General features: G+C 43.5%; 20 protein-coding genes. 10 read left to right on the forward strand and 10 right to left on the reverse strand.

What is annotated here, in order from left to right:
- The first annotated feature begins 157 nt into the window (after positions 1-157).
- The 4 genes from LEP1GSC052_RS16770 to LEP1GSC052_RS16785 all read left to right on the forward strand — a co-directional run bounded on the left by LEP1GSC052_RS16770 (position 158) and on the right by LEP1GSC052_RS16785 (position 4970).
- Positions 158-1855 (forward strand): methyl-accepting chemotaxis protein, encoded by a 1698-nt coding sequence (locus tag LEP1GSC052_RS16770; protein WP_010573104.1) that lies wholly within the window; start codon positions 158-160, stop codon positions 1853-1855.
- A gap of 50 nt (positions 1856-1905) precedes the next feature.
- Entirely contained in the window at positions 1906-2784 is an 879-nt protein-coding gene (locus LEP1GSC052_RS16775; RefSeq protein ID WP_010573103.1) for a M50 family metallopeptidase, read from the forward strand.
- Positions 2781-3719: a UDP-glucuronic acid decarboxylase family protein gene (locus tag LEP1GSC052_RS16780; protein ID WP_010573102.1), complete on the forward strand. Its 939-nt coding sequence runs from the start codon at positions 2781-2783 to the stop codon at positions 3717-3719. The genes LEP1GSC052_RS16775 and LEP1GSC052_RS16780 overlap by 4 nt, the downstream gene beginning before the upstream one ends.
- Before the next feature lie 81 nt (positions 3720-3800).
- Complete coding sequence (locus LEP1GSC052_RS16785; RefSeq protein ID WP_010573101.1) at positions 3801-4970, forward strand: Re/Si-specific NAD(P)(+) transhydrogenase subunit alpha; 1170 nt, start codon at positions 3801-3803, stop codon at positions 4968-4970.
- On the opposite strand, the gene LEP1GSC052_RS16790 is transcribed toward LEP1GSC052_RS16785, so the two are convergent.
- From LEP1GSC052_RS16790 to LEP1GSC052_RS16805, 4 genes are read right to left on the reverse strand one after another with little or no spacing between them, the layout of a single operon-like run.
- A complete protein-coding gene (locus tag LEP1GSC052_RS16790) occupies positions 4929-5465 on the reverse strand; it encodes a phosphatase PAP2 family protein (protein ID WP_010573100.1) in 537 nt (178 codons plus the stop codon). The two genes, LEP1GSC052_RS16785 and LEP1GSC052_RS16790, sit on opposite strands and share 42 nt — an antisense overlap.
- A complete protein-coding gene (hisS, locus tag LEP1GSC052_RS16795) occupies positions 5462-6781 on the reverse strand; it encodes a histidine--tRNA ligase (RefSeq protein ID WP_040913113.1) in 1320 nt (439 codons plus the stop codon). The genes LEP1GSC052_RS16790 and hisS overlap by 4 nt, the downstream gene beginning before the upstream one ends.
- 6 nt (positions 6782-6787) lie before the next feature.
- Positions 6788-7936: a DUF1577 domain-containing protein gene (locus LEP1GSC052_RS16800; RefSeq protein ID WP_010573098.1), complete on the reverse strand. Its 1149-nt coding sequence runs from the start codon at positions 7934-7936 to the stop codon at positions 6788-6790.
- Positions 7937-7945: 9 nt separating this feature from the next.
- A complete protein-coding gene (locus tag LEP1GSC052_RS16805; RefSeq protein ID WP_010573097.1) occupies positions 7946-10009 on the reverse strand; it encodes an OmpA family protein in 2064 nt (687 codons plus the stop codon).
- Positions 10010-10103: 94 nt separating this feature from the next.
- Here LEP1GSC052_RS16805 and folP point away from each other — a divergent pair, with 94 nt between their 5' ends.
- Entirely contained in the window at positions 10104-10943 is an 840-nt protein-coding gene (gene folP / locus LEP1GSC052_RS16810) for a dihydropteroate synthase (RefSeq protein WP_010573096.1), read from the forward strand.
- Positions 10944-10955: 12 nt separating this feature from the next.
- Here folP and LEP1GSC052_RS16815 read toward each other — a convergent pair whose 3' ends face one another.
- Positions 10956-11990 carry a tetratricopeptide repeat protein gene (locus LEP1GSC052_RS16815; RefSeq protein ID WP_010573095.1) on the reverse strand — a complete coding sequence of 345 codons (1035 nt, stop codon included), beginning with the start codon at positions 11988-11990 and terminating at the stop codon, positions 10956-10958.
- Entirely contained in the window at positions 11983-12891 is a 909-nt protein-coding gene (locus LEP1GSC052_RS16820) for a tetratricopeptide repeat protein (protein ID WP_020985714.1), read from the reverse strand. Before LEP1GSC052_RS16820 ends, LEP1GSC052_RS16815 begins: the two co-directional genes overlap by 8 nt.
- Positions 12892-12997: 106 nt before the next feature.
- Between LEP1GSC052_RS16820 and mpl36 the strand changes: the two genes are divergently transcribed.
- Complete coding sequence (gene mpl36, locus LEP1GSC052_RS16825) at positions 12998-13921, forward strand: RlpA family plasminogen-binding lipoprotein MPL36 (protein ID WP_010573093.1); 924 nt, start codon at positions 12998-13000, stop codon at positions 13919-13921.
- 60 nt (positions 13922-13981) lie between these two features.
- On the opposite strand, the gene LEP1GSC052_RS16830 is transcribed toward mpl36, so the two are convergent.
- A complete protein-coding gene (locus tag LEP1GSC052_RS16830; RefSeq protein WP_010573092.1) occupies positions 13982-14239 on the reverse strand; it encodes a hypothetical protein in 258 nt (85 codons plus the stop codon).
- A gap of 118 nt (positions 14240-14357) precedes the next feature.
- Entirely contained in the window at positions 14358-15074 is a 717-nt protein-coding gene (gene cysE / locus LEP1GSC052_RS16835; protein ID WP_010573091.1) for a serine O-acetyltransferase, read from the reverse strand.
- A gap of 131 nt (positions 15075-15205) precedes the next feature.
- Between cysE and LEP1GSC052_RS16840 the strand changes: the two genes are divergently transcribed.
- Together LEP1GSC052_RS16840 and LEP1GSC052_RS16845 are read left to right on the forward strand one after the other, a co-directional pair.
- On the forward strand, positions 15206-16099 hold the full coding sequence (locus LEP1GSC052_RS16840) for a site-2 protease family protein (protein ID WP_040913117.1): 894 nt from the start codon (positions 15206-15208) through the stop codon (positions 16097-16099).
- Positions 16063-17496 (forward strand): NHL repeat-containing protein, encoded by a 1434-nt coding sequence (locus LEP1GSC052_RS16845; protein ID WP_010573089.1) that lies wholly within the window; start codon positions 16063-16065, stop codon positions 17494-17496. Before LEP1GSC052_RS16840 ends, LEP1GSC052_RS16845 begins: the two co-directional genes overlap by 37 nt.
- Before the next feature lie 6 nt (positions 17497-17502).
- Here the strand turns inward: LEP1GSC052_RS16845 and LEP1GSC052_RS16850 are convergent, their stop codons facing one another.
- Together LEP1GSC052_RS16850 and LEP1GSC052_RS16855 are read right to left on the reverse strand one after the other, a co-directional pair.
- Positions 17503-18852 carry an MATE family efflux transporter gene (locus tag LEP1GSC052_RS16850; RefSeq protein WP_020986810.1) on the reverse strand — a complete coding sequence of 450 codons (1350 nt, stop codon included), beginning with the start codon at positions 18850-18852 and terminating at the stop codon, positions 17503-17505.
- Positions 18853-20136, reverse strand: coding sequence for a dicarboxylate/amino acid:cation symporter (locus LEP1GSC052_RS16855; RefSeq protein ID WP_010573088.1), 1284 nt, complete (start codon positions 20134-20136; stop codon positions 18853-18855).
- Between the two features lie 142 nt (positions 20137-20278).
- Between LEP1GSC052_RS16855 and LEP1GSC052_RS16860 the strand changes: the two genes are divergently transcribed.
- Together LEP1GSC052_RS16860 and LEP1GSC052_RS16865 are read left to right on the forward strand one after the other, a co-directional pair.
- Entirely contained in the window at positions 20279-23461 is a 3183-nt protein-coding gene (locus LEP1GSC052_RS16860) for a SpoIIE family protein phosphatase (protein WP_010573087.1), read from the forward strand.
- Entirely contained in the window at positions 23454-24338 is an 885-nt protein-coding gene (locus LEP1GSC052_RS16865) for a gluzincin family metallopeptidase (protein WP_010573086.1), read from the forward strand. The genes LEP1GSC052_RS16860 and LEP1GSC052_RS16865 overlap by 8 nt, the downstream gene beginning before the upstream one ends.
- The last annotated feature ends 79 nt before the right edge of the window (positions 24339-24417 follow it).

A 24417-nucleotide genomic window follows, 5' to 3' on the forward strand; every position in this document is an offset into this window, starting at 1 on the left:
TTTCGGATTGAAATAACCATTCCGATCTACTTATAAGACGAGATCATAAAGACAACGGGCTATATTAGCTTTTTATGGAACGTCTTTTCGGTCGTTTTCCAAAATTTTTCTTTTAACTATCGAGGCTTATTTTCGGATGTAATTGAAGAGGTTTCCCATGAGAAAAAATCTCCCCGTTACAAATAAAGAATTGGAGATTCCTTTCAACGCGGTTTTAATTTCCCGAACCGATACAAAGGGAAGAATTTCCTACGTGAGTCAGGACTTTGCTGAGATCAGCGGTTTTCCCGAAAAGGAGATGCTAGGCGAGCCACACAATCTCATTCGTCATCCGGACGTTCCCTCCGAAGTTTATCGAGAAATGTGGGAGACGATTCAAAACGGAAATCCTTGGAACGGAGTGGTAAAGAACCGCGCGAAATCGGGCGATCATTATTGGGTCGACGCGACCATTACTCCGGTAATGAGTGAAGGAGCGGTTGCGGGTTATATGTCGGTTCGTAAAAAAGCGACCCGCAAACAAATCGAAAAGGCCGAGGTTCTTTTTCGAGAATTGAGAAACACCGAATCCTTCTTTTGGAAACTCAAAGCCGCCGTTCGCGCCTTTTTTAAAAAACTCGGACTTTCCGGAAAAATCATCACATATGCTCTGCTCGTTTTTGTTCCTTTGTTGTTCGCGAATTACGAATGGATTCAAAACGGTTTGATCTTCTTACCCGTTCTCGGAGTGGTTTGCGGAACGTTGGGCATTCTTCTTTTGATGCGAACGATTTTGAATTATCGAAAAGAAATCCGGGAAATCATTTCGATTCAGAAAGAAATCGTATCCGGAAATTTTTTAACGGAAATTCCTGCGAGGAGAGGAAACTCCGAAATCACGGAGATTCATTCGAGTCTTCGAGTGCTTGTGATCAGCGTTTGGGGTTTACTCGTTCAAATCAAAGAGAACTTTGAAAAGAATAAACAACTCTATCAATATCTTTCCGAATCCACGGAACAATTTCAATCCAGAACGCACACACAAGCGGCTTCGGTCGAAGAAACCGCGTCCGCTTCTCAAGAATTATCGTCCACGTTGGACGAAATCGTAAAGTCGATTCATCTTCAGTCTTCGGGACTTACCGCGATCAACGACGGAATCGGAAAAGTAAACGAATCGATTCAGAACGTTTCCAAATCGATGGACAACCTGTCGCATCAGACTTCTTCCGTAAAACAAAAGGCCTCTCAGAGCGAAGAAACTTTCGGAAGAGCGATTCTTGCGATGGATGAAATCAAAGAATATTCGAACGGAATTTCAAAGATCATCGGCATCATCACTTCCATTTCCGAAAAGACGAACTTGTTGGCGTTAAACGCATCGATCGAATCCGCAAGAGCGGGAGAAGCAGGAAAAGGATTCAGCGTAGTCGCTGAGGAAATTTCAAAACTCGCGGACCAAACTCGAAATTCCATCAAGGATATCGTAACTCTGATCAGCAACACGACGAAAGCGGTCGACTTCGGCGCCGAAAAATTTCAAGAGTCGTTGTCCATCGTCAAAGAACTAACCGATTATATCGGCGAAGTAAATTCTTCCGCGACGATCGTAACCGCTTCCTTGTCCGCACAAGCGGAGAAGTTAAGCGAGATCCGAAAAAACACGGATCAAGTCAATCGACTCGGAGAAACGGTGAACGAATCTTCCGGATTTCAAAAAACCGCTTCCGATGAAATTTCACATTCGATGCAAAGTATCGCGGACAGTTCGGAATCGATCGCAAGAACCTCGGAAGAAATCAAACACTTCGTGGACGAATCGGTTTTAAAAGCGGCGAAATTGCAGGAAATTTTAAGACATTTTAGAACTTCCTAAGAAAAGGTAAATTCTCTCGGAAATAAAGAAATCTGCCGATAACTAGATCGATGGAGAATCGATTTCTCAGGCTGACGATTTTTATTTCCATAGCGATCACGCTTTTTTCCTTTTGGGATCATCATCTCGTCAGTTATCTAAAAGACTTTATCGTATTCATCCATGAGATCGGTCACGCGATCGCCGCGTTGTTGACGGGCGGCTCCGTTCACGCGATCGAACTTCACGGAAACGAATCGGGAGAAACGATCGCGATTCCGAATTCCGGAACCGGTTCTTTTATCTTCGTGGTTTCGGCGGGATATTTGGGTTCTTGTCTGATCGGAGGATTCTTACTCAATCGCGGATTTTCGGGGAGAATGGTGAGGCCGACTTTGATTTCTTTCGGCGCCGTTCTTTTACTGATGACGATCTCCTATTCTAAACCGGGAAACCTCGCGCAATACACGGGAATTCTTTGGGGGTTGGGTTTTGTTTTACTCGGCCTATTCAATCTAAAATTGAATCGTCTCATTCTCGTTTTTATCGGAACGAGCATCACTCTTTATAGTTTATACGACCTTTTGGATTTTACGGGGAACATCGCATACACGGACGCGGGAATTATGGCGACGTGGATTACGGGAGCCAATCCTTCACAAGGAGTTCCGAAATCGGTGATCGTTCTGGGATATTTGATTGCCCTCCTCTGGTCCTTTTTTAGCTTATCCATCATATTCGTATCGGTTAAAAAGGTTTTCCAATCGGGCGTTGCTGAACAGGAATTCCCGCAAGACGAAGATCCATTCCACTTTCCCGAGAACGGAAATATGGAAACCCCGTTCCCCGGAGAAGTAACCCCCGAAGTTATGGAATGGTTTTTCAGCAAGGGACTCGATTTAAACGGAAAACCCTTACCCGCAGAATTTTTGGAAAAAGAAGAATCATGAGCAAACAAAGAATATTGATCACCGGTGGCGCCGGATTTATCGGCTCTCATTTGTGTGAAAGGCTTTTGAAAGAAGGCAACGAAGTTATCTGTTTGGATAATCTTCATACGGGAAGAAAAAAGAACATCCAAGAACTTTTCAAAAATCCTAAGTTCGAATTCATCAGACACGATATCACGGATCCGATCAAACTCGAAGTTGATCAAATCTACAACATGGCTTGTCCCGCAAGCCCGGTTCATTATCAATCCAATGCGATCAAAACGGTAAAGACCAACGTCCTCGGAATGATGAATATGCTCGGTCTTGCCAAACGGGTAAAGGCGAGAATTTTACAAGCCTCCACAAGCGAAGTTTACGGAAACCCGCTGGAACATCCTCAAAAGGAAACGTATTGGGGAAACGTAAATCCGATCGGAATTAGAAGTTGTTACGATGAAGGCAAACGAGTCGCGGAAACTCTTTGTTTCGATTATCAGAGAAATCATAAAGTAGATATTCGAGTGATTCGAATTTTCAACACATACGGCCCGAGAATGTTGCCGGACGACGGAAGAGTGGTCAGCAATTTTATCGTGCAAGCTCTCAAAAAAGAAGACATAACATTGTATGGAGAAGGAGATCAAACTCGTTCCTTTTGTTTCGTGGACGATCTGGTCGATGGCATCATACGAATGATGAACACCGAAGATTTCAGCGGACCCGTCAACTTAGGCAACGACGGAGAATTTACGGTTCGTGAATTGGCCGAGTTGGTTTTAAAAGAAACCGGTTCTTCATCAAAAATCATTCATAAGCCGTTGCCTCAGGATGATCCAGCTCGTAGAAAGCCGGACTTAACTCTTGCCAAACAACGTCTTGGATTCGAACCGAAGGTTCCTCTTGTAGAAGGAATTCGGAAAACCATCGAATACTTTAAAAATAACTTGGATTAAATTTACGCGAAGAAATTCTGGACGTACTTTACCGAAACGCGTCCGGAAACACGCTATTTATCTATTTACCGGGAATAAATTATGAATATTGGAATTTTAAAAGAAGCTAAAGAAGAAACAAGAGTATCCGTAACTCCAGACATCGTAGATGCATTGAAGAAAATCGGAGCAACCGTCCTTGTGGAAAAAGGCGCCGGAGAACAATCCTTCTATCACGACGAAGATTATAAAAAAGCCGGAGCAAGTCTGGTTTCTCGTCAAGACGTTCTCAGCAAATCCAATATCATCGTAAGCATTCATCTTGCGGATCCTGCGACATTGGCGAAGATCAAATCGGGAACGATTTATCTCGGGATGTTCCAACCGGCTATGAACGCGCAAACCATCCAAAAGCTCGCCGCTAAAAAAGTGGAGGTTTTAAGTTTGGACGCGATCGCGAGAATCACAAGAGCGCAGTCTATGGACGTTCTATCTTCTCAAGCGACCGTTGCCGGATACAAAGCGGTTCTTCTCGCGGCTTCTCACTTAGCGAGATTCTTTCCTATGCTTACGACCGCGGCCGGAACGATTACTCCCGCTTCTGTTCTTATCATCGGAGCCGGTGTTGCCGGTTTACAAGCGATCGCTTCCAGCAGAAGATTGGGCGCGGTAGTGGACGTATTCGATACAAGACCCGAAGTGAAAGAGCAGGTTCAATCTCTCGGTGCTAAGTTCGTGGAAGTGGAAGGCGCTTCGCATTCCGCGGCTGCGGGCGGTTACGCGGTTGAACAAACCGAGGAATACAAAAAACGCCAACAAGAAGCGATCGATAAATACGCGCAAAGAGCGGACGTTATCATCACGACCGCTTTGATTCCGGGTAGAAAAGCTCCGTTATTGATTACTAAAAAGATCGTGGATAACATGAAATCCGGTTCGGTCGTAGTGGATCTCGCGTCCTCTATGGGCGGAAACTGCGAATATACAAAACACGGACAAAACGTGATTACTCCGAAAGGAGTCACCGTGATCGGTCATAAAAATCTCGCGGGTTCGATTCCTGCGGACGCATCCAAAATGTTCAGCAAAAACGTTTTGAATTTTCTCAAACTGTTGATTAAGGACAAGAAGATCAATTTGGATCTGAGTGACGAAATTCTTTCTTCCACTTCGATCACTCACGAAGGAGAAGTTCGTCATAAACTTACGTTGGATGCTTTGGGAAATAAATCAGGAACAGCAAAACCTAATAAGAGCGCTTCCAAGAAATAAGCCAGTAAAACCGAAGATCGTTCCGATGATCCAACCGCCGATCACGTCGCTTACAAAGTGATGTAGAGAAAGCAACCTTCCTACTCCGGCTAAGAAACTAATTAGAATCAAGGCCGGAGAGAATTTAAACAAAAGCACAAGAATCAAAACCGCAGTCATCGAATTGGCCGCGTGCGCAGACGGAAACGAATGTTTCATGTCCGGATTCGAATCCACTTTTCCCGCAACGGTTATCAAAGGTCTTTTTCGAGCGATCAGCTTCTTTAAAAAAAGAACGAACCGATCGTTCGCATAAGTCACCGAACCCGTAAATAAAAGAACCCAATACCAAGCGAAAGGAAGATCGTTTTTGAAATACAAAAGCGGAAGAAGAATCACGAGAAAAACTTCGCCGCGATTGATTTTGGAAAGAATATGACTCAGCCTAGGATTGTGGAGTTTTGTCCGAATCCAAGTGGAGAATGAAAAATCGATCTGGTCTACGATTTGTATCAAAGTTGAAAATCTTTTTTAAGAATATCGGAAAGGCCTTTTCTCGGAAGGCTTTTCTGTTCACCGGAAACGAGGTCCTTGATTTGAACCGTTTCCGTGCGGATTTCCGATTCTCCAAGAAACAATACGTAGCGATAACCTTTTTTTTCCGCGGTCTGAATTTGTTTTCCGATTTTCGCGGAATCTAACATCGTTTCGGTGAGAATTCCATTCTCACGAAGTTCCTTCGAAAGTTTGAAAGTTTCAACGAAGAGAGAATCGTCCATGATCGGAAGAAACAAAGTCGTTTCGCGGCTTAAATTCGGAATGAGTTTATGACCTTCCAAAAAGTTTTTGAGAGTCACGTCGCCTAATCCGAAACCGATTCCAGAAAGTTGTTCTTTGGAAAAAAGTCCGATCAGGTTATCGTATCGGCCGCCGCCGTACAAAGATCTTCTGTTTTCGGGGTTGGTATCGAACACTTCGAAGATACAACCGGTATAATAATCGAATCCGCGGATGATCGAAGGATCGAATACGAGTTGTTTGTCGACCCCGAGTTCTCCGAGTTCTTTGAATAAATTTTGAATGAAAGAAACCGAATCGGGATCGATTCCGGGAATCGAAGAAACCGTTTCCAAATTGGAAGAAAGATATTTTTCGATCAGCGCAAACTGCTCATCGAAATTATCGAGAAGCGGTTTGATTTCCGCTTCGAAAGCTTCGGGAGAAATTTTGGATTTTTTATCCAGAAGTTTGGAAACTCCGTGAACCTGATCCTCATTGAGTTTTAAGGAACCCTTTAAAAAACTATCGAGAAGTTTTCTATGAGAAACCTTGATCTGATAACTTCCAGAAGGAGCTCCGAATTTTTTTAGAATCGAATCCGCGATCAAAAGAATTTCGAGTTCGGCCCGATGTGTGTCGACTCCGAAAAGATCTACGTTTAATTGCCAGTGTTCTCGGAGTCTGCCCTTACCGGGTTGTTCGTAACGCCATAAATTCGGAATCGAAAACCAGCGAACCGGGCGGGGAAGATTGCGAAGATTTCCCGCGACCATTCTCGCGAGTGTGGGGGTCATTTCGGGACGAATCGCAACTCGTCTTTCTCCCTTGTCTATAAAATCGTATAATTGGCGCTCTACGATCTCTTCGCCGCTTTTCGCTTTGTAAAGATCGAAAGATTCTAAGATAGGTCCGTCGTATTCCTCGTAACCGAAAGACAAAACTGTCTCGCGCATTACGGAAAACATCCAATTCCGGAGTCGCATTTCCTCCGGATAAAAGTCTCTAGTTCCCTTATAAGGGGCTGTGGTTAAAAAGTTTTTCTGATTTTCCAAGGCAAATTACTGAGTCTTAATGAAGTTCATATTTTTCTTCAATAGAGTCATATTTGCCTTAGCATCGTTGGAGCCAACTATTTCTGCGCCCACGTGATAGATTTCTCCGACTTGGGAAATATGTCGGATATGAAATGCGAATCGCAGAGGGGCTTGCATCTTAAAGGTAATGTCCGCGGTAAAAACGGGTTTATGTAAGAAGGATTCGATCAACTCGGATTCGGTTACTTCGAGAAGGATTCCGCCTTCCGAGATATTGAGAACGTTCTGACGAATGTCCAAAGACTTCGTATTGGAATCTCCCATTCTCGAATTGAAGATTTCTTCCATCTCTTTGTAGAGTGGAATCACTTTGTCGGAAACGGGCCCGTCGCTGGATTCGATCACACCCATGGCAAAGATTTGATCCTCGACTCCGTTCTTAAACAAGATCGGATAGATAAGCAAGGATCGGGTTTTGCTTCCTTTGAAAAAACGGATTCTTTCTTCGAGGATCAATTCTTCCTGAAGGGTTTCCTTGATCGGAATCAAATCCAAATCCCCGAACTCTCCATCCGCGCTCGAATCCAAAAGCGAAGTATCTTCGATATAAATCGGTTTTTTGAACTTCTTCACCAATTCTTCTTCGGGAGAAAGTTCTTTAGAAGAACTGAATACGAGTCTGGAAGAAGGATAAATCTGTTTCACCTTGCGGTTCAAATCGTTGAGAATGATTTGCCCCGAGGTCCCGAGTACTTTATTGATTTCTAATTCTTTTCTCGGAATCAGGAATTTATGCGAGATGACTTTTCCGATCAAACCCTCGATACGAGGTGACATTCTTTGCGTTTTTGCGATTTTTGCGAATACGGGTTTGCATACGATCTGAGTGTCGTTTTTTTCGATCACTTCGAAACCGATTTCTATATGTTTGGAAAGAGTTCTGTAAAGAACGAGTTCGTCGTTTACGTTCGTCAAAGTAGAGTCGATCGGAAAAACGAATGTTCCGTCCTCTCTGATTTCCATAGGTTTTAGTTCCTGATGAAAAGGGGACTCCTTAACGAGTAAACCTTGAAAGTGAATGTATTCCTTGAGAATATATTTTATCTTATTGAGGTCTTGGATCGTTTCCCAAGACCTCGGAGCTTGCAGATATTTTTGATATTGTACTGTCATGAAAACTCCTTAGAGCTTTCTAAAGCCGACTCTTCTGTTTTTTGACCTTCCGGTTTCTGTCTCATTTTCTGCTTCCGGTTGTGAATACCAATAAGCTCTCACCTTCATCCGTTTTTCGGAAATCCCCTTAGAAAGAAGATATTCGTAAACGTTACGAGCTCTTTTGGCGCTCAATCTTGTATTGTATTCCTTGGAGGCTACGTTATCCGTGTGTCCCCCAATTTCAATTTTATCGGACGCATTTTTAACAAGATAGTCTACAAGAGGAGCTAGTAACTTTTTGTTATCGTCCGTGATTTTTGTTTTATTAAATTCGAAGTAAACGTGTAGATTATAGATCGGATCTACGTCCTTCTCCGCTTTAAGAAAAATTGTCACGGTCCCATTTTTGGAAATATTTTTTTGAATAACGTTTACGCTCTCGGAAATATATTTCGGAGCGGTGGCAAACAACTCGAAATCGCTCTCCGGTAATTTATTGACCAGAAACGATTTTTTGTCCGCTTCCTGAATCAAGGATTCTCCTTTGCGGTTAATCGGTGTAAAAAGTGTAACTTTTGCTTCGGAAATAATTTGTTTCGTTGTGGCATCCGCTACAACCACTTTCATCGGCGCCGACGTAGGAGTTTGGTTATCGACGGGCGCTTCTACTTTGGATTCTTCCGTTTTTCCTTCTCCGGTTTTTATAGGGAGAAGAACATAAGTCCGATATACTTTTCTATTCTTACCGATGTTTCCGCGGAGATCCAAAATATCTTCTTGGGGATGGAAACCCGGAGAACTGATTTCGACTTTATAAACCCTTCCGGTTTGAAGTGTGGTCGCAAAATTGGAAGGTTTTCCCTTTGTGAGATCACCGCCGATTCTTTTGGAAGTGATTACGTTTGCGGGTTTATTGCCGTCGTAAATTTTCAGAGTGGAATCCAAACCGATCATCGTTTTTTCGGAGCCGTCCAAAACGAGACCTTTGAAATTCAGAGTGTACGAATTACGGAGCGATTCCGGAACTTGAAAACGATAAATGTCGAATTGACCTTCTCCGCCGCTTCGATTGGAGGAAGTATAAGCCCAGATCCCGTCCCGATCGAAACTGATTCCCTCGTTATCGTGGCCTTCCCACTTATCCGTGTTAAACGGTTTTGGGAGCAGGAGTAAAGAAGATTGGTCGACTTTGGGAACGGAGATTTCGTTCGATTTGGTCGGAGCGGGTTCTTCCGTTTCCTCCTCGTCTTCGAGCATATTATCGAGAGCCGATTTATATCTTAAGAATATTCTAAAAATCTTAAACTTCTTTCGTTCGTCTTCCCGATTGGAACTGAAATAAAGCTGTTCTCCGTCTTGATGGATAAACGGAAGAATTTCGCTTTCGGAAGAATTGAGAGGAGAACCTAAATTCTTAGGTTGAGACCAAGTCCCGTTCTTCGCGTTTCGAACGGAAATCCAAAGATCGAAATCTCCGTAACCTCCGGGACGATCGGATGAGAAGATCAAAAAATTTCCGTCCGGCGATATCGCGGGCATCTTCTCGTTGAAGTTGGAATTGATTTCGTTCAGATGTTCCGGTTCGCTCCATCTTCCCGTTTTTTTATCCTTGATCGTTCTGTAAATATTCAAACCTTCGAAACCCGCGCGGTTGATCGCAGGGTTGATCGTGGACGTGAAATAAATTTCGGAAGGTGCGTTGTTCGAATCGAATAAGATCGAAGCGCCTCCTTCGAACGCGTTCGAGTTAAACAGATTCGGTTTGCGCATTCCTTGAACGGAAGGTCGCTTTAATTCTTCCCGAATGTTTTGATTCATGTTTACGGGTTTGGTCCATTCCGCAGGACTTTCCTTATCCAAGAACCGAACGTTCTCCGAGATCCAAATATCCATCCCGCCTTCTCCGCCGGGACGATTGGATTGAAAGACGATGTAACGGCCGTCCGGGCTGATGATCGGATTGTATTCGTCGTTCTGCGTGTTGAGAGGTTGCCCGAATTGTTTTTCGGGTAGATCCGGCAAAGGTTGTGCAAAAACGGGCGAAAGAACGCAAAGAAACAAAAAGAAAATCGATTTCGAAAAAGGACGCATGAATCACTCCAAAAAGAATGTAGAAGAGTTGCCGTTTTTAGTTTAATTCCAGGATCTCTCTTAAAGTATCGGCCTTGTATCGGAGTTTTTATAGATGGAAACTAAGCTGGATTCGAATTCTTCGGCGCAATCTCCCACGATCTTTGGCGTTTTGAACATCACGGAAGATTCGTTTTCGGACGGAGGAAAATATCTCACGCATTCGGCGTCTTCTCAAAAGGCGGATTCTCTCGTAAGCGAAGGCGCGGACGTAGTCGATTTAGGCGCTCAGTCTTCCAATATCCAAGCGGGTTTGGTCGGACCCGAAATCGAATGGGTGAGAATGAAGAATCTGATTCCCGATCTGATCGCAAAAGGAATTCGCGTTTCCGTCGATTCTTTTCAACCCGAGGTGATCGCGAATTCATTGGCGGCCGGTGCGGAGTTTATCAATCATATTCGCGGTTTTGTGGACGAGGCATCGATCCGCGAAATTTCAAAATTCTCGGGAACAAATCGAAAGTTTATTTTGATGTATTCTCACAATCACGCGAATCGCCCCGAAGTTCAATCTCATCTCACAAGGGAGAATGTACTTTCCGAAATCGTAAAATTCTTTCGGGAAAGAACAAAGGCTTTGTTGAGCGCGGGAATTTCCCGCGAGCAGTTGATCTTCGATCCGGGAATGGGTTTTTTTCTAAGCCCCGATTTTCAAGTGAGCTTTGAGGTTTTAAGAAAAATCAAAACTCTTAAGGAAGAATTTTCCCCGATGATGGTTTCGGTGACTAAAAAATCGTTCTTAGGAAACGCGCTCGGAGGTTTGGACGTTTCCGAGCGTGAGATCGCGACGGTGATCGCGGAGTTGTATCTTTCCATTCGAAAAGTGGAATATATCCGAACGCACGAACCGAAAAATCTAAAACAAGCTTTGAAAATCTGGGATTTGTTGCGTTAGACGAAATTCTATCTAACGCCCGACTTTGATGTCTTCGATCGTCTTTTTTCCGGAAGAATTCAAAGTCGGCAAAATGTCCTCTTCTCGAATCTGCAATCCTTTGGCCTGCATTCTTTTGATATAAGGGAGAATCGGATGTAAATCTGAGTTTGGATTTACGGAAAGAAGAATTCTTTTCCAAAGTTCGATAAACGGAAGAGTTTCCTTTTCGGATTCGGGCGCTTTTCGGATCCAGTCCAGGGCTTCGGAGTAATTGCGTTTTTCGTAATATGCTTTCGCGATGTAATAGTTCAAATCGGGGATCTTGTCGTCCGTAGAATGGAGATTGATCGAGAACATCAAAAGATCGTCCCATTTTTCCAGATCGTGAGCCAATAGAACCATGGACGCGCGCGCGTTTTTATGATAGGGATTGATCTGAAGGATTTTTTCCAGATAGAAATACGCTCTTTCGTAATCCTGTTTTTCCAAAAAATAGGTGCTCAATTCTTCCCAAGAAACGACTTCCATTCCGGGAATTTTGGACTGAACGTCGAGCAAGAGAACGGTTTCTTCTCTTCGGTTTTGAGAAGTAAGAAGTTTTCGAACTTGTTGGACTTGTTCCTTTTTTGCGTTTTTGAGATACGAAGCGATTTCCTCTTTTGCGGTTTCGTATTCGTCGATTAGATAATGCATTCGGATCAGATTTGAAAAACAGATCGGATTTGAATCGGAAAGTTTCATACATTCTTTCCAAGACGTTTCAGCGTCGTCCAAAAAGGAATTTTTTGCGAATAAAACGCCGAGATTGTTTTTATCTTCCGCGCTATTTCCTTTTCCTCGTAAGCCCCTTACTTTCCAGATCGAGGTTATCTTTTCGAGTTCGGCTTCGGAGAATTCGGTAGAATTAAGATAGATGAAGGAAACGTCGTTTTCTAAAACTTCGGCTTCTCGTATCGGATAAATGCAGACGTTTACGGTAGACGCGATGAATAAAACGATTAAAGATCGAATCCAAAAAGTTTTGAGGTTTATAGTAGTGAGCGAATGATTTCGCCCTTTATCCATCGCTCGATTCTTGCGCACCGGATTCTTCCAATTGTTTCTGGGCGTAAAGCATATACTTCAAAGCCCGTTCTTTATCACCATGGAATAAATACATGAGTGAAAGATCAAGTGCATCCTGCGGATTCGGAGGAGCGAAGTCTTCCGGATTTTCCTTGTTCATTTCGAATTTGGAACGGAATTCATCCAATTTGTTTTTGGTGAGTTTTTCCAACGAGTCGAAGAAGGCCGCTTCTTCCGGATTTTTTTTGGATTCTTCAACCGCGTCCGCAAAACGGGTAAATCCTTTCGATTGAGAAGTCGCTTGTTTTAGAATTTCAAACGATTGTTTAAAGTTGCCGAGTCGAGTATGGACCTCCGAAAGAAGCACCTGCATTCTCGAGTCGCCGGGATAAAGTTTGTTCACCTTGTTTGCGGTTTCGAGACATTCTTTCCAACGTTCTTTTTCGAAATGTAAAGTCGCGAGAGCGGTGAGGGCCATTCGATTTTCAGGATCGAGTCGAATCGCGTTTGTGAGATAGAGTTCCGTTTTGTCGTCTTTCTCCAGTTGGCGATAGCAGTACGCGAGGAGAATATGCGATTTCAAAAATCGTTTTTCGAGTTCGAGGGATTTTTTGAGAGATCGAACGGCGGTTTCGACTTCTCCCGTTCTATAAAGTTCTACGCCGATATTGTAATAGAGTTCCGGGGTTTTTCCGATCCCGAGGGCCTTTTGATAAACTTCGATCGCCTTTCTTGAATTTCCAAGTTTGGAATAGAGCGCTCCGAGATTCAGATAGGATTTTTGATACTTCGGTTGGGATTGAATCAGACTTTCGTAAAGTTGGATCGCTTCCGGGTGTTTGCCTTCTTTTTCCAAGGCCAAAGCCTGATTGAATATCTTGCTGATGTCTGTCCCGGTCATAGAACAACTATCGGAATGATTTCGAACTTGGGCGATCGAAAAAGTTGTAATGATTTTTTTCGATTCTACCGATTTGATAAAGGAATCACTAGGACCCGAGGGAAACATGAAACAAATAGCAATCTTAGTTGCCCTGATTATTTTTACGTCTTGCGCTTCCGTTGAATCGAAACGAAGCATCAGCGCATCCGGAGATCCGTCCGAGATCTTTTTTGAAAAAGAGATCGCTCCAATGGATCGAGAATCCGGATCGAACACCACTTCCCAAAAACCGGGACGCAGATCGTTCGAAGAAGAATTGAACGTTGAAAAATACGCAAAGGCTCAACCGCCGGAAAAAACGAACAGCTCCAACGGAGATTTCGACGAAATCGGAATGTCTTCCTGGTACGGAGCGAAGTTTCACGGAAAACCGACCGCAAGCGGCGAGAAGTTCGATAAAACGAAATTAACCGCGGCGCACCCGACTCTTCCTTTGGGTTCCATCATTCGAGTTCAGAATCTTGAAAATCAAAAAGAAGTTTTGGTTCGCGTAAACGATCGAGGACCTTTCGTAAAGGATAGAATCATAGATCTTTCCGAAAAAGCCGCCGATACGCTGGAATTCAAAGACAGCGGTATCGCTAAAGTAGGAATCAAAGTCGTTAAACGCGGCGGGGCCGCCGGAGAAGAATCCGAAGATCTCGAAAACAACGACGATGAAGACGCGCTTCTCGGAGACGAAAACGGAAAGCCTGAAAAACTGACTCCGCAAAAATCCGATTATCCGAACAAACCCGTTGCCGGTGGAAAGTATATCAAAGGCGCTCCCAAAGGTTATACGGTTCAAGTCGGAGTATTCCGCGATCAAACAAGAGCGGAAGCGTATAAATCCAGCATCGGTCAAGAATACGGAGAAAAAACTTTCGTGTTTACCAGAGACGGTTTGTTCGTAATTCAGTTGGGAGATTTCGGCAGCAGAACTGGAGCCGAGTCTTTGAAATCAAAATTGAAAACGGACGGGATTGACTGCTTTATTCCAAAAAAGTAATCGATTGAATTAGAGAGAAAGTTCCCTCGTAGCAAAGCCCCGGAAACGGGGCTTTTGTTTTTAGCGGTGCGCTCTGCAACTATCCTGTTTCATTCTTCCCCTGCAAATTTCCTTGGCGACTTCCACGACCGCAAAACCGCAGGTATTCAAACTCGTGTCCACACATCCGGGAATCGCTAAGAGAAGAATCGGGAAACATTTATCGAATTCTTCGATGTCCTTGGCGCAAACTTGTTCGTTGGAAACAAGAATATTACAGTTCCAAAATCCGAAACTGAAAACCGATGCGATGAGAAAGGCGAGAATTCTCTTTTTCATCCCGTTGATGAGATATTCTCAATTTGAAAAATCAATTCGGAAAAAAAGGACGATTCCGGTTCAGAAAGAAATTTCCTAACTCGGAACTCGAATGATGGAACCCTTACGATTTCTTATTTTAGATTCCGCCGCCGTGGATAAACTCGTCCAGAATTTCTTCCAGATTGTCTTTTTCCTTTCTCGAAACGTTTTTGTGAAATCCGTCCTTGTTCATTGAATCCACTTCCTTTTGGAGAGAATCGATTCTTTCGAGGAGAAGTGAAAAAACCTTCGCGACCGGATCCGGAATTTCGTTGTGATCCAGCATGTGTTCGCCTTCTTCTCCGATCGGCATTTTGGAACGGACGACTTTTGCCGGAATTCCGACCACGGTCGTATCGTGGGGAACGTCTCTCATTACGACGGAACCTGCGCCGACTCGGACGTTCTTTCCGATTGTGATGTTTCCCAAAATTTTAGCGCCGGCGCCGACGACCACATTCTCCAGCAAAGACGGATGACGTTTCCCCGATTCTTTTCCGGTTCCGCCGAGCGTAACTCCCTGATAAATCAAACATCCTTTTGCAACGGTTGCCGTTTCACCGATCACGACTCCGTGACCGTGATCGATCATGATCCCGTTTGCGATCTGCGCTCCCGGGTGAATGTCGATTCCAGTGACGAATCTGGAAAAAGTATTGATCATCCTCGGGATTAAGGGAAGTTTCATCCGATAGAGAAAATGGGCCAATTTATGAAACCAGAGCGCGTGTAGACCCGGATAACAAAGTATGATTTCCAAATAGGACTTTGCGGCGGGATCATACTTCTTGATGAATTTAATGTTCTCGAACAAATTTTATTCTCCGGTCTTCGTCAAACTGTGTAAGTAAAAGGCTAAAAATTCACGATACGATGTAAAGAGGATTCTTTCCGATAAGAATAGAATAGCGATTGAAACAGTCCAGATTTTCAACACATATAATCTTGTTTATCCTTACCTTTTTGACTCTCACGTTTCAGAGCGAATTCTTAGAAATTCCCTTCTTGTCGATGCAGTATTTAAAAGAACTATTTTTTCTTAGACTGCCTTATTCCCTTTCCTTGATCGTAATTCTTTTGGCTCACGAGATGGGACATTTTTTAGCGGCCCGATATTACGGCGTTAAGGCGACTTGGCCTTATTTTATTCCGATTCCGTTCGCTCCGATCGGAACTATGGGTGCGGTGATAAAAATTCTCGAGCCGATCCGAAATAAAAAACAACTCTTCGACATCGGGATCTGGGGTCCGTTGATGAGTTTGATTCTTTCCGTTCCTTGTTATGTTTTAGGAATCTATTGGTCTTCTTTGGTTCCGATGGAAAGCGTTCAAGGAAATCCGGGAGTCATTTCTTTCGGAGAATCCATTTTTACGATCACGGTCAATCAATGGATCTTGGGACCTTTTGATCCCCGCGTTCAGGATGTATGGATTCATCCTTTGGCGCAAGCGGGTTGGGTCGGTCTTCTTGTAACCGCGATCAATCTTCTTCCGTTCGGGCAACTTGACGGAGGTCACGTAATTTATTCCATTTTTGGTGAAAAATATAGAAATTGGATTTATTATCTTTTTATAGGCTTTTTACTTTTATGTCTTTGGAATTTTTCCTGGTTACTGTGGGGTTTCCTAATTTATTTCATCATAAAAGTAGAACACCCTTTTGTCCCTGACCCGGTGGTTCCCTTGGATCGAGTTCGAAAAATCGGCGGCCTTTTGATTTTATTCGCGCTGCTATTTATCTTCGTACCTTCTCCCATCCAAATCGGAACTGATATACACAGACCCGGTCTTGCAGAGGAGCTATGGATTTCACTCAAGTCAGTTTTTTCAGGTATTTAGTTGCGTTCGTTTTCGTTTTTTCGACCCCGATTTTTTCTCAAGATCAGGAAATCAAACTCACCGAAAACGCGTACGGTTTTACATACGACGGAACGAATTTTTGGTACATCGATTCCACACATCGATCCTTGTATCGAGTCGATCCGAGCGGAAGACAAGAATCGTTTTCATTGAACATTCCTTTTCTAACCGGAATCAATTTCGATCCGCGCGAGGGAAGAATTTTTGTCGGTGCGAGAAAACTTATTTTAAAGGTGGAACCGAACACCGGCGGGGTCACCGAAAGAATTCCCGTGCCGATCGAGAAAATCGGAGGAATCGCAAGTCAGGATTCTTTGTTGTATATTCTCGATCAAGAGAACGGGAAAATTTCCATTCTCGATAAGGCTACAGGCAAATTGATCGGAGGATTTTTGACCGACCGCGCACAACCGAGGGATTTGGTTTTCGCACGGGATTCGATTTGGGTTTCCGATTCTTCCGACGGAAATATTTATCGCTACAATCCGAACAACGGATCGATTACGGGATCGATTAAAACACCTTCGAAGGAAATTCGTGGAATGGTTTTTTTAGGAAGTAGAATCTTCGTCGTCGATCGAACCGGAAAAGAAGTTCGAAAGGTTTCCTTCGTCGAAACGGATCGTTTTATCGCTTCCGGAGAAACCACACATATCATGAAAGTTCGAATCACGTTTTCCTTAAACGAACTTTCCGTCGCAGGCGGTTCGCTCGGCGTCTTTCAACCTCCGACTACGGAACATCAAAGAATTCGAAATTTAAAAATGACCGACGCAGGATTTAAACAGGACTTTATCGGAAACGGAAGAGCGTTCGTTAAGGTTCTCGGCGTCGACGACGTGAAGGGAAAACAAACATTAGAATATTCTTTTGAAGCTCGAACTCAAAACATCCGTTACTACGTGACCGACGACTTTTTGGAAAAGAAGGAAAGCATCGGAGACGATCTCAAACCTTTTCTCAAAGGACCGCCTTTGGGAGTTCAAAAAAATTCCTATTATGTGGATAAGATATTCGATGCGCGATTGTTCCGAAACAGTATGCCCGCTTTGAAAAAAAGTCTGTTGGATTCGGGAGTTCCCGTTCGTTCGCAATACACGGCGACGATCAGCGGACCGAATTCGGTTTCGTTTAAGGATACGATGGACGTTTATGTTCCCGGTTTCGGATGGGCTCCCGTTCAGAACGTAAAACCCGCATCGGATGAATCTTCCCGCGTTTTTAAAAAAGGAGAAGAAAGCATCGATCTTTTCCGCGCTGAAAATTGGGACGAAATTCAATCTCCGGTTTTTTATAAGAGTAGAAACTCCGAAGAATGGAAGAATATTCCCGCCGAAATTCAAGTCGTTTTGGAAGAAGGCGTAACAAGCCGTTGATAAAATTTACGGGTTCGTCTTCGCTTGCGGTTCGATCGGCGTTTGTAACGGAGAATTAAGAAAGAATTTTCTCGCTTGAATCGATAAGGTCAAGGTTCTTCCGAACATAAGAAGAGCCAACGAAAGCCAAAGGAGATGATTGTCCTTTTGTATTTTTCCGAGATAGGCCATCGGAAAAAAGAAAAGCGATGTGCTGACTAACATCGAGTTGCGGAGAATTCTCCCTTTTGTAAGTCCGATAAAAAATCCGTCCAGAATAAACGCAACGGCTCCGATTTCCAAAACGGGAAACAGCCAAATCTTATATTCGTTTAACAAAAACAAAACGGTCTCGCTTTTGGTGATCATTCCGAACGTAAGACTCGGAAATAAATACGTGAACGCGAGAAATACCGAAGTGAAAATCAAACTCACCGAAACCGCGAGTGAAAGAAGTTCTTTCAAAAGTTTCCAATTCCTTTCTCCGTAAATGTTTCCGGCCAAACTTTCCGTGGCAAAAGCCGCTCCGTCGACCAAATACGCGCTTACAAGAATCAGCTGAAGAAGAATCGAATTGGCCGCTAAGATTTCCGTACCGGCTTCCGAACTGAAATTTCGAAACAAGCTAAACGTAAGAATCAAAAACAAGGTTCTTAGAAAAATATCCCGATTCAAATGAAGGAGAGAAGAAAATCCGCCGAGCGAAAATAGATGTTTATCGCGAAGGAATGATAACTTTAAATCCGGTATCAATTTCCATTCTCTGAAGAATAAAAAAACGAAAACCGCTAACATCCCGAATTGACTGATGCTCGTTGCCAAACCGGCTCCGTACGCGTCCCAACCCAAATCGAGAATGAACCAAATATCGAGCGCAACGTTGATTCCGTTTCCTGCGATGGTCGCAATCAAAACATAGGAACTTCTTTCCCGTCCTAAAAACCAACCGGTAAAAACGTAATTGCAAAGAACCGCGATGGAACCTGGAATTCTCGCGTCAAAATAAGAAAGTCCCGCCGCTTTGACGTTCGAATCGCCTTGAAGGATTTGAAATCCGAATTCTCGAATCCAAGGAGAAAAAAGAAGAATCAACGTTCCGAAAAAAAAAGCCAATCCCAAGGATCGGGCCAAAATCATAAGGGATTCTTTTTCGTCTTTTTCCCCGGAAGCCTGAGCGGTCAATCCGGTCGTTCCCATTCTTAAAAAGCCGAACATCCAAAAGATAAAATCGAACAGAATTCCGGATAACGCGGCTCCGGCCATAAAAATGGGTGTATCAAGATTTCCTAATATAGCCGTGTCGGCCAAGCCCGTCAGAGGAACCGTGATGTTCGCGAGAATGTTGTAAAAAGTAAGTCTATAAAATCGGGATCTCAATCAACTCATCCTGTCCATTACGCAGGACGCGGTTATATCTCCGGTCACGTTGATCGTGGTTCTACACATATCCAGAAAACGATCTACGCCTAAGATAATTCCGATTCCCTCGGTTGGAATTCCGAGTCCGGCGAGGATCGTCGCCAAAATCACGATTCCGATTCCAGGAGTACTCGGCGTTCCGATCGAAGCGCCGACCGTTGCAAAAAGAAGAAAGATCAACTGAGTCGGAGCCAAATCGATTCCGTAATACTGCGCTAAAAAAATCGTGGCAACGGCTTGGTAAAGAGCGGTTCCATCCATGTTCACGGTCGCGCCGACGGGGATGATAAATTCCGCGATATTCTTTTTAACCTTTAGATTTTCCGTAGCCGTTTTGATCGAAACGGGCATCACCGCCGCCGAACTCGAAGTGGAAAAAGCGAGGAGTTGTAAACCGGCGATTTTCTTGAAGAAGTCGATCGGATTCCTTCTCGCTAAAAAAATAAGAATGATCGAATACAGAACGAGCACCGAAATCAATCCGAGCAAAACGGTGCTCATATAAACTCCCAAAGTAAGAAGAAGTTCCGCTCCAATCGAAGATATCGCCTTTGCCATTAAACCGAAGACCGCAAACGGGGTCAGAGCCATCGCCCAGTTTACGATTTTCATACTGATTTGAAAAACGGAATTCAAGAGTTCCAAAATCGGTTTGGAAAGATCTTTTGACACGGAAAGAATCGCGATTCCGATCAGAATGGAAAACACGATCACGTTTAACATCTCCCCTTGAGTGATGGAAAGAAACGGATTCTTTGGGAAGAATGACATAAACAATTCCGGATATTTATCCAAGGTCGGAATCGAAGTCGGAGCGGGGATTTTGGAATTCAAAGCATTCTTAATTTGAATCGTGGACTTTCCGGGCTCCAACCAAAGCGCCCAAGCGATTCCGATCGCGACTGCAATGAAGGTCGTTAAAACAAAATAAATTAAGGTTCTAATTCCGAGTTTTTTGACATTCTCTAAGTTTTCTGCGGAGCAAATTCCGAGAATAATAGAAGAGAAGATCAGAGGCACCATAATCATCTGTAAAAGGGCGATGAAGATAAGTCCGGGTATAACAAGCCAGGAAGTAATCAGTTGAGCGACATTGCGCTCCACTAAAGACAGATCGGAACCGAGTAAAATTCCGGCAAAAATTCCGGCATTCATTCCGATTAAGATTTTTAACCAGAGTTTCTCTTTTAAATGGTTTAAAATCTTCGCGCTGAGGGAATTTAGTTTCTCAAAGACCGGCATAATGGAAAACTCTTTTGATTCCTTATTTTTTCTATTGCTTTTTAGTTTTGGTATGAATTATTGAAACCGTTTTCGAGATTTTTTGATGATGCCGTGCTTTTTTCGAACAAAATAAAGAATTAGAAAGACGGACCTGGAGATTATGGGATTAGATTTTCTGAGATCAGATTTGATTCTGTTCAACTATTATTCCTTTGGAAGTCTTTTAGTAACGATTACTGCCTTCTTCCTCGCCGCTTTCTTTATCAGCCTAAAACGAAAGACGGTCGCCACCTATCATCTCGGAATCGCTTTTTTAGTATTCGGTCTTTTTGAAATCGGATATTTTATGGCCGCATTTTACTATCATCCCATCGCGGCTTATCACAGATGGATGACCGGATGTTTGATTCTTCCGGCGGTTACTCATTTTACCCAATTTTTTATCCGTTATCCGGGCAACGTAAATAAGAAGATCGGTTTTTGGGTGATGATCTTCGAGCACGTTCTCGGGCTTATCGTAGCTTGTTTTTTTATCTATCTCACTTTTATTTCGGAAAAGATTTATCACTTCACGGCGCATCACTGGGACTTCAACGCGTTGATCGCGAGTAAATATCTCGCGTTCATCATCGCGTTTTACTGTATCATTGCGTTTATCGTGGTGCCCGCTTGGAGAATCATCACCGATAAGGAGAAAAAGAGATTTGCGATCTTTCTTTTTTCCATCGGGTTTATGATCGCGGCTTTTTATCCGAACATTTCCAACGTGTTGAGTCGAGACGGTTATATGGAGAGATCCACATACATGACCTCGAACGTCATCTTCTTTATCGCGGCGTTTTCGGTCGTGGTGATCGCCTTCATCAACAACAGTACCGAAAGAACGACCTTCATGGTTAAGATCGTCGGTATCACTTTGTTTACGATCTGTTTGATCATGCAGGCGCTCGTATTCATTTCGAATCAGGATAAGGAATCCGAATACGATAGTTTACACCTCGTAAACAGCGAACGCGTTTTGGAAAGCGGTCAAAAGAATAACGAAGTTCAATACACGCTTCGTTACGACGAAAAAACTGGAGAATTGATCACCACAGATTACGATTCGAAATACGGCTTGGATCTTACGCTCGTAAAAGTGGATTTGCAGAACACTTTGATCTACGAGGAAATCGCGGCTCTCAAAGAAGATAACTTCCGTGAAAATCTGAAACTCATTCTCGACGGATCTCCGGAATACTTTGCCGGTTACAAGGACGCGATCTATAAGTTCGTTAAGGAGAATTCTTCCCTAAACTCCAAAGAGTTGAAGAAAGCTCTTTTGAAACATGCAGAAAAGCTAAATAAGGACGCTTTCGTTAATACGAACAAACTTCAAGGGATCAGCCCCGATTCCTTTTGCGAAGAAGGTAAATCCTATCTTGAAAAGAACAAGGATTTGGAATCTTTTAAGAACGGGATTCTCAAGAATCTGGACGGATGTTCTTGGAAAGGAAAAAGCGTTTCCGGAAAGGAACTCAAAGCCGAGTTTTTGAAATACTTCAGTTACTTTAAACCGGCGGAAACACGCCACTACCGTAGAAGTATGGACGGACTCGGGCATCACGTCGCTTTTATGAAATACATTCCTGCGAAGAAGCAGGTCGTCGAGCTTGGATTCTCCTATAAAAAATACCGCGAGTTTATGCACCCGACTTCGGTGAAACAAACGATCATTCTTTTCGCGGTGATCTTCGTCGTTCTCGTCTTATTTCCATTATTCTTCAAAAGCAGTCTCGTCGATCCTTTGAACAATCTCTTATCCGGGGTGGAAAAGGTAAACAAAGGGGATCTGGACGTTCAAGTTCCCGTAAAAGTACGGGACGAGATCGGATTTTTGGCGGATTCGTTCAACTCGATGGTTTCTTCAATCAAACAAGCTCGAAGAGAACTTCAAGATTACGCGGAGAATTTGGAAGAAAAGGTAAAAGAAAGAACCCAAGAGGTTCAGGAAAAAATGGAAGAAGTCCAAAGGCTGAAAGTTCAGCAGGACGGGGATTACTTCCTCACTTCTCTTCTGGCAAAGCCTCTTTTTTACAACGCCAACAAATCGAAGTTGGTTCATACTGAATTTACTCTAAAGCAGAAAAAACAATTCGAGTTCCGCGGAAAACATTCGGATCTCGGCGGCGATATCTGCGTTACCGGAAATCTTCGTTTAGGAACTCCCGATAGTTATAAACGTTATACGATGGCGATGAACGGCGACGCGATGGGAAAATCCATGCAGGGCGCCGGTGGCGCGTTGGTGATGGGGGTCGTGATGAATTCCATCATGGCTCGTTCCGCGGCGAACAATCGAATTTTGGAAAAAACTCCCGCCGAATGGTTGAGCGAAGTTTATCAGGAGATTCATTCGGTTTTTAAATCGTTTAACGGAAGTATGGTGATTTCCGCCGTGATCTTTTTGATCGAAGAAGAAACCGGAAAATGTTTTTACTTCAACGCGGAACATCCTTTCAGCGTTTTGTATCGCGACGGAAAAGCCAGCTTTTTGGAAGAAGGTCTTCAACTCAGAAAACTCGGTTTGGATTCGGAATTCGATTTTCAAGTTAAGACTTTCGAACTCAAAAAAGGCGACGTTTTGATTCTCGGATCGGACGGCCGCGACGATATCGACTTAACTCCGGAAGAAACCGTGAGAACCATCAACGAGGATGAGAATCTATTCTTAAGAAACGTCGAAAAAGGAAAAGGTGTTCTCGAAGACATCGAATCCGAAATCCGTAAATACGGAGAATTGACGGACGACCTTTCCTTACTTAAGATCGAATTCCAAACGGAAAAGAAAAAAGACGAACTCGACGAGATGTTTACCGGCGGAGATAGAATCGAAGTCGCATTAAATCCGGACGTGATCTACGAGGACGCGAAACAACTCTATAAAACCGGCAAGGTCGATCAGGCCCTCGAACTTCTTAAGACGGGTTATACGCACGACACCGCAAATCAAAAGATCAATAAACTTTTAGGACTTTTGAGTTTTAAAGGAAAAGATTATACGACAGCGATCGAAGTTTTGAACAACTATCTCAAAACCGATCCGGGGCTGCACGAATACTGGTTCTATCTTTCCATCGCGAATAAAAAAGTCGGTAAATACGAACAAGCTCTTCAAGCGAGTTTGAAACTGAGAGACATTCAACCCGAGAATTTATCGAACCTCGTCAATCTTTCGGATATCTATCGTTTGACCGATCAATTCGATTTAGCTGAAGAAGTAGCTCGTAAACTCATGCATCTCGATCCAGGTAATCAGAACGGGGAAAGACTTTTAAAACTCATCGAAAGAGATCGTGCGTAAGTTTTTAGTCGGATTTCTTTTTTTATTAACCGTCGGCCTTTATTCTGATAAGAGCGCTTGGGTTCGAAGGATTCCTTTGAATCGGGGCGAACTCGTATTAGAAATCCGTAATTCTTCACAGGACAAAGAATGGAACGAATTCGCGTATCGAAAGACGGCGGATTTGTTTAGAGCGCTCGAATCCTATTCGGGAATTTCTTTTCACGAAGCGAGCGCGTCCGTTTTCGAAGGACAAAGGGCGTCCGAAAAGTATAAGGTCCTTTTGGTCGTTCAAGACCAGATTCTTTTAAACGGAACTCGAGTCGGCGGTTACAATAACATCTCGGGCGATCTCGGGCCCGCTCGGGGAATTTTTATGGAACCGGACCTTTCTCCTGCGGGATATCCTGCGCTCTTGTTTCACGAGCTCGGTCATTTTTATTTTTCGGACCTACCTTGGCTGAGCGAAGGATTGGTTTCATTCTTACCTTTGGTTCTTTATAAAGAGAAGAAAATCCAACTCACAAAAGAAGAACTCGTTTCCATAGCGGAAGAATGGAGTACGGAAGAAGGTCTTCAAGGCGGTAAAGATTTTCCCTTGGATCCGGACTTTCGGGAAAAATATCCTTCGGCGACGCCGACCTTTTACAATAAGGCTTTGAAGATCCAATACATTCTTTATAAGGAATTGGGTCCGAACGGATACAGGGACTTTGTCAAAAAATTAGTGTTTGAAAACTCTCCCAAAACGACGAGCCAAGTGATTCTAACGTTGAAATCGATTCGAGATAAGAATTGGTCCAGTTTATTACGAGGTTGGGTGACGCCGGGACCTTATGAAGTTTATACCTGGAAGACCTTTCAAAAAGAATCGATTCTCAAAACCTTCGCTCAATGAAATTAAAAGCGAACGCTTGTTCTACATAAATTTATTTCCGAGGGCTCCACTGCGGGCGGAAACCCGAGAGCGATTCGTT

The organism is Leptospira kmetyi serovar Malaysia str. Bejo-Iso9, assembly GCF_000243735.2.
GTDB classification, from domain to species: domain Bacteria; phylum Spirochaetota; class Leptospiria; order Leptospirales; family Leptospiraceae; genus Leptospira; species Leptospira kmetyi.

Coding starts and splice junctions, on each gene's coding strand:
- LEP1GSC052_RS16770 (WP_010573104.1), top strand. CDS start 158: ATGAGAAAAAATCTCCCCGTTACAAATAAAGAATTGGAGATTCCTTTC.
- LEP1GSC052_RS16775 (WP_010573103.1), top strand. CDS start 1,906: ATGGAGAATCGATTTCTCAGGCTGACGATTTTTATTTCCATAGCGATC.
- LEP1GSC052_RS16780 (WP_010573102.1), top strand. CDS start 2,781: ATGAGCAAACAAAGAATATTGATCACCGGTGGCGCCGGATTTATCGGC.
- LEP1GSC052_RS16785 (WP_010573101.1), top strand. CDS start 3,801: ATGAATATTGGAATTTTAAAAGAAGCTAAAGAAGAAACAAGAGTATCC.
- LEP1GSC052_RS16800 (WP_010573098.1), bottom strand. CDS start 7,936: ATGACAGTACAATATCAAAAATATCTGCAAGCTCCGAGGTCTTGGGAA.
- LEP1GSC052_RS16805 (WP_010573097.1), bottom strand. CDS start 10,009: ATGCGTCCTTTTTCGAAATCGATTTTCTTTTTGTTTCTTTGCGTTCTT.
- folP (WP_010573096.1), top strand. CDS start 10,104: ATGGAAACTAAGCTGGATTCGAATTCTTCGGCGCAATCTCCCACGATC.
- LEP1GSC052_RS16815 (WP_010573095.1), bottom strand. CDS start 11,990: ATGGATAAAGGGCGAAATCATTCGCTCACTACTATAAACCTCAAAACT.
- LEP1GSC052_RS16820 (WP_020985714.1), bottom strand. CDS start 12,891: ATGACCGGGACAGACATCAGCAAGATATTCAATCAGGCTTTGGCCTTG.
- mpl36 (WP_010573093.1), top strand. CDS start 12,998: ATGAAACAAATAGCAATCTTAGTTGCCCTGATTATTTTTACGTCTTGC.
- LEP1GSC052_RS16830 (WP_010573092.1), bottom strand. CDS start 14,239: ATGAAAAAGAGAATTCTCGCCTTTCTCATCGCATCGGTTTTCAGTTTC.
- LEP1GSC052_RS16845 (WP_010573089.1), top strand. CDS start 16,063: ATGGATTTCACTCAAGTCAGTTTTTTCAGGTATTTAGTTGCGTTCGTT.
- LEP1GSC052_RS16855 (WP_010573088.1), bottom strand. CDS start 20,136: ATGCCGGTCTTTGAGAAACTAAATTCCCTCAGCGCGAAGATTTTAAAC.
- LEP1GSC052_RS16860 (WP_010573087.1), top strand. CDS start 20,279: ATGGGATTAGATTTTCTGAGATCAGATTTGATTCTGTTCAACTATTAT.